Source organism: Shewanella sp. MF08487, assembly GCF_050848685.1.
GTDB classification, from domain to species: Bacteria; Pseudomonadota; Gammaproteobacteria; order Enterobacterales; family Shewanellaceae; genus Shewanella; species Shewanella glacialipiscicola.
Window position 1 is genome coordinate 94,911 of sequence record NZ_JBOZPB010000013.1, and the last position, 16,511, is coordinate 111,421.

Annotated in this window: 17 protein-coding genes and 1 pseudogene; 6 read left to right on the forward strand and 12 right to left on the reverse strand. The window is 43.8% G+C overall.

Annotated features, from left to right (window positions below):
* Nucleotides 1-50 precede the first annotated feature (50 nt).
* A complete protein-coding gene (locus ACRN9H_RS10955; protein ID WP_432313676.1) occupies nt 51-971 on the forward strand; it encodes a hypothetical protein in 921 nt (306 codons plus the stop codon).
* Nucleotides 972-1,038: 67 nt separating this feature from the next.
* On the opposite strand, the gene ACRN9H_RS10960 is transcribed toward ACRN9H_RS10955, so the two are convergent.
* The 5 genes from ACRN9H_RS10960 to ACRN9H_RS10980 all read right to left on the reverse strand — a co-directional run bounded on the left by ACRN9H_RS10960 (nt 1,039) and on the right by ACRN9H_RS10980 (nt 6,322).
* The gene (locus ACRN9H_RS10960) at nt 1,039-1,491 is read right to left on the reverse strand and encodes a hypothetical protein (protein WP_432313677.1); all 453 of its coding nucleotides are present in this window, start codon (nt 1,489-1,491) and stop codon (nt 1,039-1,041) included.
* A 180-nt stretch (nt 1,492-1,671) separates the two neighbouring features.
* Nucleotides 1,672-2,064, reverse strand: a complete 393-nt coding sequence (locus ACRN9H_RS10965; protein ID WP_220772737.1) for a VF530 family DNA-binding protein — start codon at nt 2,062-2,064, stop codon at nt 1,672-1,674.
* A gap of 184 nt (nt 2,065-2,248) precedes the next feature.
* Nucleotides 2,249-3,709, reverse strand: a complete 1,461-nt coding sequence (locus tag ACRN9H_RS10970; RefSeq protein ID WP_432313678.1) for a carbon starvation CstA family protein — start codon at nt 3,707-3,709, stop codon at nt 2,249-2,251.
* Between the two features lie 208 nt (nt 3,710-3,917).
* Nucleotides 3,918-4,628, reverse strand: a complete 711-nt coding sequence (gene btsR, locus ACRN9H_RS10975) for a two-component system response regulator BtsR (protein WP_432313679.1) — start codon at nt 4,626-4,628, stop codon at nt 3,918-3,920.
* Nucleotides 4,625-6,322 carry a LytS/YhcK type 5TM receptor domain-containing protein gene (locus ACRN9H_RS10980; protein WP_432313680.1) on the reverse strand — a complete coding sequence of 566 codons (1,698 nt, stop codon included), beginning with the start codon at nt 6,320-6,322 and terminating at the stop codon, nt 4,625-4,627. The genes btsR and ACRN9H_RS10980 overlap by 4 nt, the downstream gene beginning before the upstream one ends.
* 128 nt (nt 6,323-6,450) lie before the next feature.
* Between ACRN9H_RS10980 and ACRN9H_RS10985 the strand changes: the two genes are divergently transcribed.
* Nucleotides 6,451-6,693 (forward strand): YecH family metal-binding protein, encoded by a 243-nt coding sequence (locus ACRN9H_RS10985; protein ID WP_432313681.1) that lies wholly within the window; start codon nt 6,451-6,453, stop codon nt 6,691-6,693.
* 55 nt (nt 6,694-6,748) lie between these two features.
* Here the strand turns inward: ACRN9H_RS10985 and ACRN9H_RS10990 are convergent, their stop codons facing one another.
* The 6 genes from ACRN9H_RS10990 to ACRN9H_RS11015 form a co-directional block, all read right to left on the reverse strand.
* The gene (locus ACRN9H_RS10990; protein WP_432313682.1) at nt 6,749-7,093 is read right to left on the reverse strand and encodes a ribbon-helix-helix domain-containing protein; all 345 of its coding nucleotides are present in this window, start codon (nt 7,091-7,093) and stop codon (nt 6,749-6,751) included.
* Nucleotides 7,080-7,748, reverse strand: a complete 669-nt coding sequence (locus tag ACRN9H_RS10995) for an AAA family ATPase (RefSeq protein ID WP_220772731.1) — start codon at nt 7,746-7,748, stop codon at nt 7,080-7,082. The genes ACRN9H_RS10990 and ACRN9H_RS10995 overlap by 14 nt, the downstream gene beginning before the upstream one ends.
* Before the next feature lie 75 nt (nt 7,749-7,823).
* Nucleotides 7,824-8,126 carry a PilZ domain-containing protein gene (locus ACRN9H_RS11000; RefSeq protein ID WP_220772765.1) on the reverse strand — a complete coding sequence of 101 codons (303 nt, stop codon included), beginning with the start codon at nt 8,124-8,126 and terminating at the stop codon, nt 7,824-7,826.
* A 156-nt stretch (nt 8,127-8,282) separates the two neighbouring features.
* Nucleotides 8,283-8,687: a phosphate-starvation-inducible protein PsiE gene (locus tag ACRN9H_RS11005; protein ID WP_432313683.1), complete on the reverse strand. Its 405-nt coding sequence runs from the start codon at nt 8,685-8,687 to the stop codon at nt 8,283-8,285.
* A gap of 139 nt (nt 8,688-8,826) precedes the next feature.
* A complete protein-coding gene (locus tag ACRN9H_RS11010) occupies nt 8,827-9,999 on the reverse strand; it encodes an NnrS family protein (protein WP_432313684.1) in 1,173 nt (390 codons plus the stop codon).
* Between the two features lie 381 nt (nt 10,000-10,380).
* The gene (locus ACRN9H_RS11015; RefSeq protein WP_432313685.1) at nt 10,381-10,890 is read right to left on the reverse strand and encodes a DUF2062 domain-containing protein; all 510 of its coding nucleotides are present in this window, start codon (nt 10,888-10,890) and stop codon (nt 10,381-10,383) included.
* 32 nt (nt 10,891-10,922) lie between these two features.
* On the opposite strand from ACRN9H_RS11015, the gene ACRN9H_RS11020 reads away from it, so the two are divergent.
* From ACRN9H_RS11020 to ACRN9H_RS11035, 4 genes are read left to right on the forward strand one after another with little or no spacing between them, the layout of a single operon-like run.
* Entirely contained in the window at nt 10,923-13,229 is a 2,307-nt protein-coding gene (locus ACRN9H_RS11020; RefSeq protein ID WP_432313686.1) for a DNA internalization-related competence protein ComEC/Rec2, read from the forward strand.
* 32 nt (nt 13,230-13,261) lie between these two features.
* The gene (gene msbA, locus ACRN9H_RS11025; RefSeq protein WP_432313687.1) at nt 13,262-15,070 is read left to right on the forward strand and encodes a lipid A export permease/ATP-binding protein MsbA; all 1,809 of its coding nucleotides are present in this window, start codon (nt 13,262-13,264) and stop codon (nt 15,068-15,070) included.
* The gene (gene lpxK, locus ACRN9H_RS11030) at nt 15,071-16,090 is read left to right on the forward strand and encodes a tetraacyldisaccharide 4'-kinase (protein WP_432313688.1); all 1,020 of its coding nucleotides are present in this window, start codon (nt 15,071-15,073) and stop codon (nt 16,088-16,090) included.
* Nucleotides 16,077-16,256: a Trm112 family protein gene (locus ACRN9H_RS11035; protein ID WP_263190095.1), complete on the forward strand. Its 180-nt coding sequence runs from the start codon at nt 16,077-16,079 to the stop codon at nt 16,254-16,256. The genes lpxK and ACRN9H_RS11035 overlap by 14 nt, the downstream gene beginning before the upstream one ends.
* A 163-nt stretch (nt 16,257-16,419) precedes the next feature.
* Here ACRN9H_RS11035 and ACRN9H_RS11040 read toward each other — a convergent pair.
* Nucleotides 16,420-16,511, reverse strand: a pseudogene (locus ACRN9H_RS11040) (IS5/IS1182 family transposase); the annotation flags it as partial.

The window sequence follows — 16,511 nt, forward strand, 5'->3', positions numbered from 1 at the left end:
TTTATGATGGTTCGACTGATTGAGTCAGTTACGGGGAAGGTTTAAGCTAATTGAGCCATTTTTTCAGTCGATTGTTAATATTGTTTGTAATGGGCTGGGCGATACAGAGTGTTGTACCTATCGCCTACGCTAATTCATTTTCTGCTGTAAAAGTTATTCTATCTTTGCCCCAAGCCAATGAGCCCACCGTTGATGCTAATGGCAGTAATCCAATAGAGGAAGGAGATAATCCTAATTCTGTTTATGCATTTGGTAGCTATTTAGGCACAGGTGTTTATCGCGCCGCAAACCAAAATGCGACTGTCGTAAGTATTCCGCTAAGTTTCGATTTAAAAAAGGACAGTGGTAGCCAGACTTGGTTGCGCTTACCTATCTCCTTTGGCTTTTTCGATTATTTAGCCCAAGATATTACCGAAGGTGAGTTACCTTCATCAATCGGCACTATGACAGTGACCCCAGGTGTTGAGCACCATTGGCAGGCAAGCGAAAATACTCGAATGGAAGCGTATCTGGATATCGGTTTTGGTACTAATTTTGATAAAGGCGATAACGTTGCTATTATCGCCTCTGGGATCAGTAGCTTGTATGACTTTAGCCTCGCGGGACAAGATGCTGTATGGGTGTCCAGATTACACTTTGCTGGTTACAGTGAGCACTATGGCAAGTTTGCCGACCAATTTGCAGTATTACAAACAGGTGTTGATTTGGGATTAGCACCGCGCTGGCAGTGGTGGAGTTTTCAGGTTCAACCCAGAATATTTGCAGTGGGTTATTGGTATTTTAATGAGCTAAGGTTTATCAGTCAAACCGAGCAAGATACTACCGTTTCAGGCAGTTATGAGGCAGGTTTTTCTCTCGCATTTTCTAAGCCACTTGGGGGCGAGTTACTCAGCGTTGATCGTATTGGATTAAGCTATCGCCGTGGTGATGGTTTGAATATTTGGCGCGTGATGTTCAGCTTTCCTATCTAGGTTGATTGAACTGATTTAGTTGAATGTGCAAAGTCGTATGAAAACATCCGCTACAAGGCCGCTTAGGTTAAGCGTTTTCCTTTGCATCGCGTATCTTTTTATCCAGTAAAGTCGCTATTTGACCACTTAATTGCATTATTTGTTCTTGGATTTGTTTACGTTGCAGATCTGCAGCGTCTGAGTTATCTCCCTTTAGTTTAGCCAGCATTTCCTGTAGAGCTTTGATCTGCTCTTTTATTTTTTGAATCTGCGCATCTATTATCGATTTGGGTTCTTCAGCGGTGATGTTATCTAGTTGCTCTTTTTGGGCTGACGCTTTATCCCTTAAGGTCGAGCCGACATCTATGGATAATGCCGCGCGGCCAGCATTAGAAATGGAGACGGTATCTTGAGCATCCTGAGAGTCTGTTGTTAGCGCAGCATTTGCTGCTGTTTTGGTTGGGGTGGTAGCAATATATGCGTTTGATACTGGCGTAAAAGCTGAACCTGTTGCGGTGCTATTTATCCCATTGATATTCATGCAATGCTCCATTAGAGGCAAACTAGGTTAATACTTAAGTTGTTCCTGCCGATTAATTCAATATCGGCCATTTATTTTAAAACTAAAGCTAAAGCGCCTTGTTTTACCAGAAATAGCATTGGGACATAGTGATAATACAGCCCATCTCAGGGCTGTTTAAGCGTTATCAAGCCTAGAATATTAACTACCCCAAATATGCTTATTTACTTTGCCATCTGGGCTCGGCTTATCGCTTTTAACTGGCTGTTTGGCCGCCGTTTGAGTGACTTTATTGTTGGCTACTTTTGGCTTAGGTTTAGCCGTAGGCTTTTTAGCCGCTTGCTTAGTTTCTGCTTGTGTCGGTGGCAAGGGTAACTTATTGGCTCTCAAATAGAGGTATTCGACCTTATCACGCGCCCAGTCGTTTTTGCGCAAAAACTGTAAGCTGGACTTAATGCTGGGATCGTGAGTAAAGCAGCGGATATTAATTCTTTCGCCTAAGTTTTCCCAGCCGTATCGCTCGACTAAGTAAGTGATAATAGTTTCTAGTTTGATGCCATGCAGCGGGTCATTCGATTGATTCATATTATGCATTATGGTGCAGTGTGCTATGGCGGGAGTATAGCATTTTTGTATTGTTGATACAGTGCGTGGTCTTATCGAATAAATGGAGAATCAGTGTCGAACAAAATGAGCGTTTGCGGGTGTTAATGAGAAGAATGATAAAAACAGGCGCGATTAAGCGCCTGTTTTATAGCATACCAATTTAACGATAAGATTAGTCGTTAGCTGTCTCTTTCAGCTCGGTTTCAATGGGCGAGTCAATTTCACCTTTACCTTTCGTTTTTACAATCAATAACGCAGTAATCACTAAGGTTATAATGACACCCGCTATGGTTGATACCGTCATCGGCAGACCCGCGCCTAAGGTCGATGAGTTCAGTAGGAATGAAATCACCACAGTGGTCATAAACATTGCAGGGATCGTCGCAATCCAATGCAGCTTGTTATGTCGTAGTAGATAAGCTGAAGCGGTCCACAGCATCAATACCGCAGTGGTTTGGTTCGCCACACCGAAGTAGCGCCAAATAATACCGAAGTCTACCTGAGTTAACATACCGCCGATAACAAACAGTGGGAGAGCTAGCACTAAGCGCTTTGGCAGTGAGATTTGTGGCATGTTGAAAAACTCAGCCAAAATCAAACGTGCAGAACGAAAAGCGGTATCACCTGAGGTAATCGGCAGGATAATCACGCCTAAGATAGCCATAAAGCCACCGACAGCGCCTAATAGACCAGTAGACGCTTCATACACTACGTTTGCTGGGTTACCAGACATACCCGCGCTTAATCCTTCAATTCCGCCAAAATAAGACAGTGCTATGGCGCACCAGAGTAGGGCGATAATGCCTTCGCCAATCATGGCGCCAAAGAAGACGAAACGGCCGTTGGTTTCATTTTCTACGCAGCGTGCCATTAAAGGTGATTGTGTGGCATGGAAACCCGACACCGCGCCACAGGCGATAGTGATAAATAGGGCTGGCCAGAGTGGCATGTCATTTGGATTTAAGTTTTGGAAAAAATCGCCAGCTTGCACATTAGGCAGTAAGGTGTGCTCGCTTGATAGCATAATAGCGACCGCTAAACCAAACGACATGAAGAATAATAAAGCGCCAAAGAAGGGGTATAGACGACCAATAATTTTATCCACGGGCACTACAGTGGCAATAAGGTAGTAGATAAAAATAATACCCACAAAGATACTGACGTCCCAGCCGGTTAGTTTGCCAAGTAAACCCGCAGGTGCAGAGATAAACACCACACCGACCAGCAGTAACAGTACAATGGCAAACACGTTCATGAAGTGTTTGGCGCTCTTGCCTAAATACTTACCCGCAAGGTTTGGCACCGACTGGCCACCGTTACGCACAGATAACATGCCAGAGAAGTAGTCATGTACAGCACCTGCAAAAATACAGCCGATTACAATCCACAACATGGCCGCAGGGCCATAGAGTGCACCTAGTATAGGGCCAAAGATTGGGCCTACGCCTGCGATGTTTAACAATTGAATCAAATAAACTTTGCCTTTAGACATAGGCACAAAGTCGACACCATCAGTCTGAGTGAAAGCGGGTGTTTGACGGTTAGCGTTAATGCCAAAAACTTTCTCGACAAAGGCGCCATAGATAAAGTAGCCGCCGATCAGCAGACCGACACAGAGTAGGAACCACATCATTTTTGTTATCTCCCCATTTTAGTTCTGGCGAGTGTAAACAAGTTGTTTATATAAAACTGAGCAATATCAGTCAGTGGTCGAAAATGTAGGCTGAGCGGTAATAGGTGAGCTTGAGCGGTTGCTCCTTTATGTTAACAGCAGGTGTTGCTCGACATTTATAGCGAACAATATGATCCATAATATGCCATTATTAGGGCTTGAACTGAGCCTATTGAAAGCCGAAAAGCTGTTTAAGACTCTTAAGATAGCGGCGTGATACGGGCACTTTATCGCCCATATGTGTGGTGACTTCTGCGCCTGTATCTAACAGTTCAATTTCGGCAATGGCTTTGGGTGAGATTAAATACTGTCGATGGCAGCGCACTAGTGGGGTTTTTTCTTCAAACACTTTTAAGGTTAATTGGGTATGCACTTTACCTTTAGTGCTGGCCACATGGATGCCGCTTAAATCGCTAAACACATATTCCACGTCTTGGATGGCAAGCACTTTGAGCTTAGTACCGCTATAACACGGAATATGTTCAATATTTTTAGGGGTAATGGCTTCCATTAACTGAGGCGCTAGGTTTTTACGCACACGAGTGAGTGTTTTACTGAGTCTTTGTGCATCTATCGGTTTGAGCAAATAATCAAAGGCATGATTGTCGAAGGCTTTGACGGCAAACTCGTCGTAGGCGGTAACAAACACGATTTTGGGCATAGTGTCAGGATCGAGCATAGCGATAAGTTCCATCCCTGAAATCCGCGGCATTTGGATATCGAGGAAAACCAGTTGAGGTTTTTCCTTTGAGATAATATGCAATGCTTCAATGGCGTTGGCGCATTGACCTATGATATGCATATCGGGCTCTTGCCCTAAAAGGTCGGCTAATTCTTCGCGAGCAAACAGTTCATCGTCGACAATTAAACAAGTAATCACGTGTCGGTTCCCATAGTTGATGTTTCAGGGGATTCTATTGGTAATCGAATGGTGACACGGGTTAACTCATCGGGCTCGCACTCCACTGTGACACCATATTGTTCGCCAAAAAGATTTTGAATGCGCTTATGTACTAAGTTCATCCCAAGCCCCTCTGAGCCTTCAATGGGGTGATATAAGCCAGCGTTGTCTGTGACTTCTAATTCCAGCACATTATTTTCGAGTTTCCCTGTTACTTTAATTTGTCCTTGTTCAATCATGTGTGAAGTGCCGTGTTTCACCGCATTTTCGATAATAGGCTGCAGGGTAAAAGCCGGTACTTTACAGTGATAAAGTGATTCAGGTATCGCAATGCTGACTTGTAATTTATCAATAAAACGTGCTTTTTCAATGGTGAGATAAGCAGCTATGTGATCCAGCTCATCACCCAGCGTCACTAAACCTGTGGTTCGCTTTAGATTGATGCGCAAGAATTGAGATAACTGCTGCAGTAACTGTTTCGACATATCCGGATCGCGCTTGATAATCGCGCTAATGGTATTGAGGGCATTGAATAAAAAATGTGGATTAACCTGTGCCTGCAGTAATTTAAGTTCGGCTTGAGTGAGTAAATTTTGTTGTTGTTCAAAACGGCCATAAAGGATTTGGTTGGACAATAGACGGGCAATACCTTCACCTAAGGTGCGGTTAATATTTAAAAAGAGTTTATTTTTAGGCTCGTAAAGTTTAATCGTGCCAATCACTTCTGTGTCACTGCGCAGCGGGATAACGAGGCTAGAACCAAGACGACAGTGAGTTGAAATAGAGCAGGCATAGGGCATTTCAACGCCATCGGCGAACATGACCTTATTTTGATTGATGGCTTCTAAGGTGATTTTGGACGAAATGGGGGTGCCTGGAAGATGGTGATCGGCGCCGATACCAATAAAAGCTAATAGTTTTTCTCTATCTGTAATCGCGACCGCGCCAACGTTGGTTTCTTCAATAACAATCTGGGCGACGAGGCTACTGCTCTGCTCGTTAAACCCTTTCGACAATAGCCCAACACTGCGTTCGGCTATTTTTAATGCCTTAGTCGAAAAACTAGAGGACAGTTTGTCAAACATCGCCTTTTGGTCACGTATCATGCTCATAAATAGTGCGGCACCGATGGAATTGACCAATAACATGGGCGGTGCAATTTGACGGACCAATGCCCATGCATCATCAAAAGGATGGGCGACCAGAAGGATAATGCTCATTTGCATCATCTCGGCATAAAGAGTCACAAGGCAAACGAGCAATGGATTATAGATAAGCTCACTTTTACCTGCGCGCCTTAAGTAAAAGCTTATCATCCCCGCCGTCAGTCCTTCTAACGTGGTTGAAATCGCGCAGGCTAAGTCAGTAAAACCACCCATGCTATAGCGGTGGAGCCCACCTGTGAGTCCGACCAGCAAACCAGTCACTGGCCCGCCCAATAATCCCCCTAAAACTGCGCCCATAGCACGAGTGTTGGCAATCGCACCAGAGGTTTGTTCGCCAAAATAGGTTGCCATAATGCAGAAACTTGAAAAAATCAGATACATAAAGATTTTATGTGGCAGACGGGGAGATGTTTCGGCAAACAGTTTAAACAGCGGCGTTTTACTGACCAAGTAAACAATCACTAAGTACAGCGACATCTGTTGGGTTAACAATAGAATTAAGGACATAATGGCTCACATTATCGTCGCAGATGTCGGCGCAGTGGTGTCAAATTGAAATTGTATGCGCGAGATCAGGGTTCGAATTTAACCGTTAGGATATAAAGAACAATAATATTGCATCTTTAGGAGGACATATGTCCAATTCTGTTCACGGTCATGATGTTATGGCGCTGATGGTAGCTCAAGGGGCCGCTATTATAAAGCCTGAATTAATTTCTTTAATGGGGCAAAAGTTTGGCTTATCGGCGCGATATCATACGTGTAGTGCCGTTGACCTTAGCGCCGAAGCACTGCTGCAGTTATTGATGCACAAAGGCAAATTACTCGATACGCCACAAGGCATTGAACTCGCTGCGGGTAAACGATGTGAGCATTAATAAAGAGTCGTGCAACTAGAACTGCTTAGTTTTAATCAGTGGATCTGGTAAAAGGTTAAGTTTCACTATGGCGTTTATTAGCAATGACATCCTGTTGTATGGGGGTCAGTTGGCTAAATTCATGGATTAAAATACGCAGTAACCGAGATTTTGCAATACCGGTTGATTTCGAAAGGGTATTCAGTTGAGCAATACTGTTTTCTGTGAGGGTAAAGGTTGCATGGCGATAAATTTTTGTCGACTTTTTATCTAATCCCTTAATAAAGGCAGACGTTGTCGGTGCGGTTAATAAACTTGTTTTCCCTAATGCATAGTTATTAGCATCTTCAATAAAATCCTCGACAGAGACTGACTTAATAGGCCGCTTAGGTTGCTTACGTTTAAGATCAGTTAAGCTCATAGCTATTTTCTGGTGGCATTGCGAATAATTCATCCGCTATAGCGCGGATTTCATCGGCAGCCTTACCATCGGGTTCGACTTCGACCACTGAGGAGCCTTTTTCTTCACTGTCATCATAAATGTTTCGACAAAACGTGACCGAATTTAACACTCTCAATCCAAAGGATTTCACCACATCTTTGGCTTCTAAAATACGTTTAAATTGCGTGGGCAGAGCAGGGCATTGGGTCAGTACTATGGTCGATATCATTTTTGGATTGACCATCTTACAGGTGCTTAACATGTCTTCCATGTGAGGTAAGGTTTTCAGATCGCGTCTCTTTGGCCTTAAGGGGATCACAACATAGGTCGCAACTGACATTGCGGCGCGCATGGCTAAGTTATCCTGACCACCGCAGTCTACAATCACGTAATCGAACCGTTCATTGAGGCTCAATAAGTCGTTACGGATTTTGCCATAAAGTTGAATGCAATTAATGCTGGGAAGGCTGGGATCATTGTTTCTTGCTTGGATCCAATCTGATGTGGTGCGCTGAGGATCGCAATCGACCATAAGGACATTGGCTTGAAATTTTTGCTGAATATACACCGCAAGGTTTTGTGCGAGGCAACTTTTGCCGCTCCCCCCCTTTTCACCACCTACCAGCAAGATCATGTGACGCCCCTTAATGAACCTTTCAATGATTTGAGTGTAGAACAGACACACTAAACCTGCGAAATTTAAGTTAAATTAAAGTAGTTGTATGGCGATGTGGTAGCTTTGTTCGTGGCATTTAGCGCAACGGCATACTTGGCCTTTTATGGTATTTTGTTGTCTTGTATTGGCATTAAAGGTCACTTCAACGAGCTCCCCTAAAGCAAAAGATTTTTTATAATCGAATAAAAGCCCACGTCTTGCTAAGTCGATACATACCCCTTCATCGGTTTGTGGTTCACCTTGTGCGTCGACCCAATTTAACACTATCCGTTCTGCTTCCATGTCTACACGTAATGACGTACGTTTTTCCTCAAAACCGATAGTCTGGGTTTCCATCATTCAATTACTCCGTTAATAGTTTGTTTTAGTAAAACTAGCATAATGGCTTTTTTGCACAATACCAATATAGAAGCGAGGTTTTAAGCGCGGTCTTAACATCAAGACAATGGGTGCCATTTATTTAGGTTGTAATCGCACCCATTTAGTCGCTGATTAATTATCGTACTCTTGATTTTTCGGGTAAGGCATTTTTAACTGTCCCCAACGAATGACAATGACGGTCGCCGCTAAAATAAGCGTTGATAGTGATATCGCTGCGATACGCCAGTCGTCCATACTTTTCATATCCAATATTAAGTAACGGGCTAGGGCTACAATCGCGATATAAAGCGGCATACGTACGGGTAACTTACCAGATTCGAAATAACTTGCCACCATGGCTAAAACTTCTAAGTAAATGAAGAGTAAGAGTAAGTCTGCCAGCATTACCATGCGTACAGAAATAATATGTACAATTTCTTGGCCGATGGCGACGATAGTGGCAATGGCGATAATAAATAAGACTAAGTGTTCTATGGCTTTGAGGCTTTTAGAACCATATTGGCGATAAAATGGCATAGAAATTCCCTGCTAAATGTTTTTATAAATACTAACAGTAAAAAATGATTAGTAGGGAAAACCCAGTCAGATATCCGTGACTTAATTCACAGATATGTATGATCGTAATCTTTGCTGCCAAGCGTACCCAAAGTGATGTTTAACCGGGGCGGCCATCAATTCTGGCTTGACAGAGCATAGGACCATAATAAAGACAGAAACAACCGAAGGCGACTAGCCAACAGATAATCGTGCTGAGCAATAGTAGTGACGACCAAAGGGGGAGGATCCCCGCCAGTACTCGGAGTAAAACGGCCAGCAGCATTAATGCAAAGCAGTATGGCATTAAGCTTGGTGGTTGCAGTGTTCTACCCGTATGACCTAAAGATACTCTTGCCATCATGGCTAAGACCATCCCCCCTAAACCACCAACGGTAATCGAGTGCATGCCGACTGACAGTGGGAATCCAAAGGAAATAAGTGCGAGACCAAGTGGGATACAAACGTAACTGAGGTGCAGAGACCACAATAGAGGAACACGCCAGCTCGCATGCCACCCCCAACGATGCCAGCGTAACAGCAAAACTAAGCTCGAAATACCCGCGGTGATGCGAATCAACAGATCGTTTTGTAGGACGATACTCACTACAAGTGCTGCAAGACTGATAAAGCTTAACCATTCAAGTGCTGGAATTGAACTTTGGCGTTGCCATTGTGTGGCTTTTTCTGTGAAGAAGGGAATAACTCGACCACCTAAAAGTGCCACTATGGTGCTCATTAGGATAACAGCACCGTATAAACCGATGTTTACCCAGTCAAATTGGTTTGTCAGTACGCCGTAATAACTCAATGCATTCATTAAGGTAAGTAAAGTAAAGATAGGAATGAATACAAAGTTACGCCATTGACGAACGCGGATCACCGAGCGAGCGATTAGCACGGCGGTGAGGGGTAAAAACAATAAGTCGATGAACATAATCAGTTTAAATGGAACTGCTACTGGCACTAGGAATAACAGCCGAGGTAACAGCCATACGCCAAATAAGCCTATTAGCATTGGCCCTTTTATCCCTGGCTGGCCTGTCCAATTTTGTACCGCCGTTAATAAAAAACCTGCTACGACAGCACAAACAAAACCAAAGATCATTTCGTGACCATGCCACCAAAGAGGGTTGAGTGAGACCGGTAATAGGCTCATGCCAGAAAGAAATCCTCCCCATATGCCTAAAGCGAGTACGCTGAATAAACTCGCAAACAGGAAAAATGGTCTAAAACCTAATCTGAATAAAGCTATTTGGGGCTGTAAGTGCGTTGGTTCATCAATGTTCAACATAAGTCACTCTTAAGTATCTGACTAAATTTGTCAGGTATTATAAGGTGCTAATAAAATGAATGTATATATATCAATGTGAGTATTCATTCGTTAAGTCGATTAGGACCTAATGCATTGTTAACTGGGGCTAGGTTTGTTTCTACTGATGCGTACGGCGGTTAGGCGTATTTTAGGTAACAATTTGTTTTGACGTATAAAAATAAATTCACATCAAAAACATGATTTGGGCAATGAATGAGAGAGCTGTTCATAACAATTAATAGAGGGGGAGTTATTGATGCCATCATGAGTTGAGAAATGGACTAGCGTTGATAAGTTATCGCTTATGTTGCGCATTGCGGAGATTGTATGCATCAACATAAGCGATGAAAACGACAAAGATTATTTACTTTTACGTTTTTGCCATTTAAACATAATCGAATACTTCCACAGATTATTAATCAGTAAATAACCCACAGCAGAAAAAATGATCCCCAGTACTAGGCAGCCGAGTAAGAATGGCGGACCGATAGTCGCAAGCGATGCTTCAATCCATTGCCAACTCGCTTCGAAGGCAAAATCCTGCGGAGCATGGCCGAGTATTTTAGCACCCAGTAAATAGGCTCCATAGAACATCACCGGCATAGTTAGGGGATTCGTTACCCACACTAATGCGACAGAAACTGGAATATTAACGTTAAATAGAATAGCAAAAGCAGCAGCAGCAACCATCTGAAATGGCATTGGGATCCAAGCGACAAATAATCCTACCGCGAATGCGCCAGGAGCCGATTTTCGATTAAGCGCCCACAGATTGGGATTATGTAACAAGCGTCCGAACATGCGTAAGTGTTTATGCTCACGCAGGGTTTCAGGCTTAGGCATAAATCTTTTGATAAATTTTTTTGGCATAGGCTGAAATTACTGTCTTAACTTAATTCACTATGAATCGATTCATGTTTGGCTTTAGTGCCATGTTGTTATCAGCGATGTTGTGGCCTTCGCTGCCGCCAGTCAATTATTTACCCTACCTTGTTGCTGGGGCGTTAATCTTACATCGAAAAATCCCTATTTGCGCAGGTGGACTCTTTGCAATTGCATGGCTAACTATTTTTTGCTTAGGCTTATCTAGGCAGGATCTTCCAGTGTTACAACAACCTATACAGGTAAGAGGTGAAATCATATCACTAGTTAGTCGAAACAGCGACTGGCTAAGTTTGGATATATCCCTCATTAAACCAAATTTAATCTTCGGGCCAAACGCAAAATTGCGACTCTCATGGAAAAATCCGCCAGAAGTCACAGTGGGTCAGGTGTGGCTATTTACCTTAACGCCAAAGAGTATAGTAAGTGTGTTAAACCAAGGTGGGTATAACGAGCAAAAACAGTTTGTTAGTCAACATCTTGTTGGTCGCGGGCGAGTTGTTGATGGACAGTTAATTGAGGTTTCACCTTCACTGCGCAATGACCTCATCAGTTCGTTAACGCCTGAATTAACCTTATTACCCCAAGGCGATATTCTGCTGGCGTTACTTTTAGGTGATAAGCAATTGATCTCAAAAGAACGTTGGCAAGCTTTAAGGCAAACTGGGACGGGCCATTTAGTGGCAATCTCCGGTTTACATCTCTCAGTGGTAGCAGCATGGATATACACTTGCCTTTTATTTGGTTTAAGTCGTTTTGTGCCGCATCAGAGTCGGCGCAATATTACTTTAGCCTTAGTCGCAGCGGGAATCGGTGCCGCTTTTTATGCTTATTTAGCTGGTTTTGGGGTTTCGACTCAGCGCGCTTTAGTGATGATTTTACTATTAATGCTGTTAAGTTTACTGAAGCGATTTTCTACAGCGTGGGAGCGCTTGTTGTTTGCTCTGTTTGTGGTATTACTGCTTGATCCGCTGGCTTGTTTAAGCGCTGGATTTTGGCTGTCGTTTTGTGCGTTAGGCATAATTTTATACACCTTAGAGATTCAACCTAGAGAATTCAGCTCAATCTCGACTCGAAGGATGCGTATAAGCACTGGCTTGATGCAGTTTTGGGCTATCCAATGGCGACTGAGCCTCGGGCTTGGATTACTGCAAGCAGCACTGTTTGGTGGTGTGAGTTTACATAGCCTGTGGATGAATATCTTGGCGGTACCTTGGTTTAGCTTTGTGGTGATACCGTTAGCCATGGCGGGATTTATGTGCTGGTGGCTTGGGACTGCGTTTGGATTTTCTTGGTTGGGTCTACTGCGCCTAAGTGATTGGAGTTTATCGCCCTACGCATGGTTGTTAGATATAAGGCCGCAATTACCAGCCCATTGGTTAACGCTTTCAGACTCTACATTAGCCTTAATATTATCGGCTTTTATTGGTGGAGTATTGTGGCGTTATGTACCTAAAAATAAGCACTATCTCCCATGGTTAAGTATGCTCAGCTTATTGTTTATCCCCATTCTACTTTTTTGTATGACGCTGTACTCGCCCCTTCATACCAATCGATGGGCTATGCATCTACTTGATGTAGGCCAAGGTTTAGCCGTGGTAATTGAAAAAAATGGTAGAGGGTTTGTCTACGACACTGGCGCTGCTTTTGGTGATGACTTTAGTTATGCAGAGCGGGTGATATTGCCATTTTTAAAAGCGAAGGGCATTCAAATCGTTGACTATATAGTGATTAGTCATAGCGATAATGATCATGCAGGTGGCGCTACAATCTTAATAGATGCTTATCCTGCAGCGCTGTTGATTACAGATATTGCTGGGTTTAACGGACAAAACTGTCGGCCAAGACATATTCAGTGGCAAGGATTAAGCGTGAGTTTACTGTCACCGCCCCAAGCGCAAGCGGGTAATAACGGTTCTTGTGTGGTGCGTATCAATGATGATTGGCAAAGCCTTCTACTTACGGGGGATATTGAAAAGCAAACTGAAGTAGCGTTATTAAAGAGTGAATACACATTACAAAGTGAAGTTCTCGTAGCGCCGCACCATGGCAGTAAAACTTCATCAACAGAGGCCTTTATCGATGCCGTTGCGCCTAAGTTAGTGCTTTTCCCCGCGGGTTTTGCTAATCGTTATAGCTTTCCTAAACCTATCGTGGTTGAGCGTTATCAACGGCGAGATATTATGAACTTGATGACAGGAACAGAAGGGCAGATTAGTGTGATTTTTCAGCAGTCTGAGCGTGAGATAAAGACCTATCGTGGTGATTTAGCCCCATTTTGGTACAACGCTTTGTTTAGATTTGGCGACTTTATTAATCCAGAGTAGAATGCCTACTTTGCCATAATTTAGTGTTATCAATGACAACATCTCCTAAAAACGAAATGTGGGCAGTTTTCAAACGATTACTGGGCTATATCAAACAGATGAAAGGCATGCTGATACTTTCAGTTGCAGGCTTAATTACTTATGGTCTCGTCGATGCCGCTTTTATTGCTTTTATCGGCCCCTTTATTGATAAGGGTTTTTCTAGCGGTGCACCCGCGGTTGTCACCAGTGGCATTGCTTTACCAACCAGTGAAGGTTTCCACGCAAACAACGACGTGCTGATGATGGCACCGCTCGTGGTTATCCTAATGTTTTCTCTGCGTGGATTTGCTAACTTTGTCTCGACATATGGCATTTCATACATGAGCGCTAAATTAATCATGGATATGCGCCAGCAAGTATTTGAGCACTATTTGCGCTTGCCTGTAAGTTATATGGATAAGGAAAATACCGGTAACTTGATTTCAAAAGTTACCTTCGACACAGAGCAAATTGCTAGGGCATCGGGTAGCGCCTTGATTTCTATCGTCCGTGACAGTGTAACAGTGCTCGGCATGTTGGCGCTGATGTTCTACAACTCGTGGAAATTATCGCTGTGTATCTTAGTTATAGGCCCTGTCATGGGGATCGTTATCACGATTGTTAGTCGTCGTTTCCGTAAGGTCTCTAAGCAGATTCAAACGGCTATGGGCAGTGTGAGTGCCACTACAGAACAAATGATTAAGGGCCATAAAAACGTTTTAGCCTTTGGTGGACAAGAAACGGAAGCTACGCGTTTTGCTAGAATTAACGACCAAAACCGCCATCAAAATATGAAATTAGCTGTGGCGCAGGCGATTAGCCAACCATTAATCATGATTATCGGCTCATTTGGTTTGGCCTTCGTACTGTATGCCGCCAGTTTAGACAGCATGAAAGCCGACCTCACAGCGGGTACTTTCGCGACGATTCTAGCTGCCATGATGGCGATGTTACAGCCCATTAAAAGCTTGACGCGAGTCAATGCCGAATTCCAACGGGGTATTGCGGCGTGTACTACAGTGTTTGAGCTACTCGATACGCAGCCTGAATCCGATACCGGAACCTACAGTGTCGAGCGTGCTAAGGGTCATCTACGCTTTGATAACGTATGTTTTAGTTATGACAGCCAAGACCGTCGTGCACTGGAACATGTCGATTTTGAAGTTAAAGCTGGACAAACATTAGCATTAGTGGGCCGTTCTGGTTCAGGTAAATCAACGATTGCAAGTCTCGTTACCCGTTTTTATACCGGTCTTGAATCAGGTGATATTCTGCTCGATGACGTTAGCATTTACGATTACTCGCTCAAATCGCTTCGTAACCAAGTGGCATTAGTCTCTCAGCAAGTGACGTTATTTAACGACACTATTGCTAACAATATCGCCTACGCTTATCCCGGTGAAGCGACGCGTGAGCAAATTGTTGAAGCGGCCACCTTGGCCTATGCGATGGAGTTTATTGATCAGTTACCCCAAGGCCTTGATACCCAAGTAGGTGAAAATGGCGTGTTATTGTCTGGCGGCCAAAGACAACGTATTGCCATTGCGCGCGCAATGTTGCGAGATGCTCCGGTGTTGATCCTCGATGAAGCGACCTCTGCACTGGATACTGAGTCAGAAAAAGCGATACAAAAAGGCTTAGATAATCTCAGACAAAATCGCACTTCAGTGGTGATCGCCCATAGGCTATCGACCATCGAGAGTGCCGATCAAATTTTAGTGGTTGATCAGGGGCGTATCGTTGAGCGAGGTACGCACCAGTCATTACTGGAATTGAATGGCATGTACGCCAAATTGTATCAAATGCAATTCGGTAGTTAGATGCAGGCCTTAGTGAATAAAATTTGGTATCAGGGTCATCCATTGCGATGGCTTTTACTGCCTTTATCGTGGATATTTGCGGGTATTACGTGTGTACGCCGTACATTATTTCGTCTTGGGATAAAGTCACAAACTGTAATGCCCATCCCAGTGATCATCGTCGGTAATATTACCGTAGGCGGCAGTGGTAAGACGCCCACAGTGATTTATTTGATTGAGTTATTACGTCAGCACGGTTTTAAACCTGGTGTAATTAGCCGTGGTTACGGCGTTGATATTCAAGGCGTTAAAACGGTTAACTTAGATGCAAGTGCAGCGGAGGTAGGTGACGAGCCTGCCATGATAGTCGCGCGCACTCAAGTGCCTATGGTCGTTGGCGCAAAACGAGTCGATGCGGCCACTGCGCTCATTGCCGAGTTTGGTGTCGATGTCATTATTTGTGACGATGGTTTGCAGCATTATGCGCTGGGGCGCGATATTGAATTGGTGGTGATTGATGGTCAGCGTGGTTTAGGTAATGGACTACTGTTACCCGCAGGCCCATTACGTGAAGGGGCGTGGCGGCTTGAATCAGTGGATTTTGTGCTGAGTAATGGTGGGCCTGTTGCGAAAGGACAGTTCGAAATGCAACTGGCTCCTACGGCAGTAAAACCGGTCAAATACGATTCTACGGCCAGTAAATACACCTTTGATAAATCGCAGCCGCTGGTCGCGATGGCGGGTATAGGTAATCCTGCGCGTTTTTTTGAATCATTGCGCGATCAAGGCTATCAACTGGCGTTATGCCATGGGTTTGATGATCATCAGGCCTATGATAAAACCCAGCTGCGCGACTTAGCTAAAGACTTACCGTTGTTGATGACAGAAAAAGATGCGGTTAAATGTCGCGATTTTGCACAAGAAAACTGGTGGTATTTGGCAGTCGATGCCAAGCTACCATCACAATTTGATCAGCAGTTGCTCGCACGTATTCGCGAGGTGGCTGCCACTAAACAAGGAAACTTCCATGGCATTCGATAAAAAATTGTTAGATATAGTAGCTTGCCCTGTGTGTAAGGGAAAACTTGAGTACGATAAAACGGCGCAGCAGCTGATTTGTAAAGCGGATAAGCTGGCTTATCCAATCACTGAAGGCATTCCTGTGTTACTGGAAAATCGTGCCGTGCCACTGACAGAAACCGTCTAGTGTGATGTGAATGCGCGTATTGCCTACTTAATACGCGCATGCTTATATTTTGAATTTTCTGTTCACTATCGTTTTAGCTATCGTTAGTTGATTTAAGGTTTTTACACAACGGCAAAATTTATTGTTGCCTAGGGTCTGTTGATCTTTGCTGTACAAATGTTGCTCAGCAATACATCGGCAGCCACATTAACATAAACGCCAGTGACACCATACTGGCGTAATTTCTTGCTAGCTTGTCATATCTTGTTGATATTG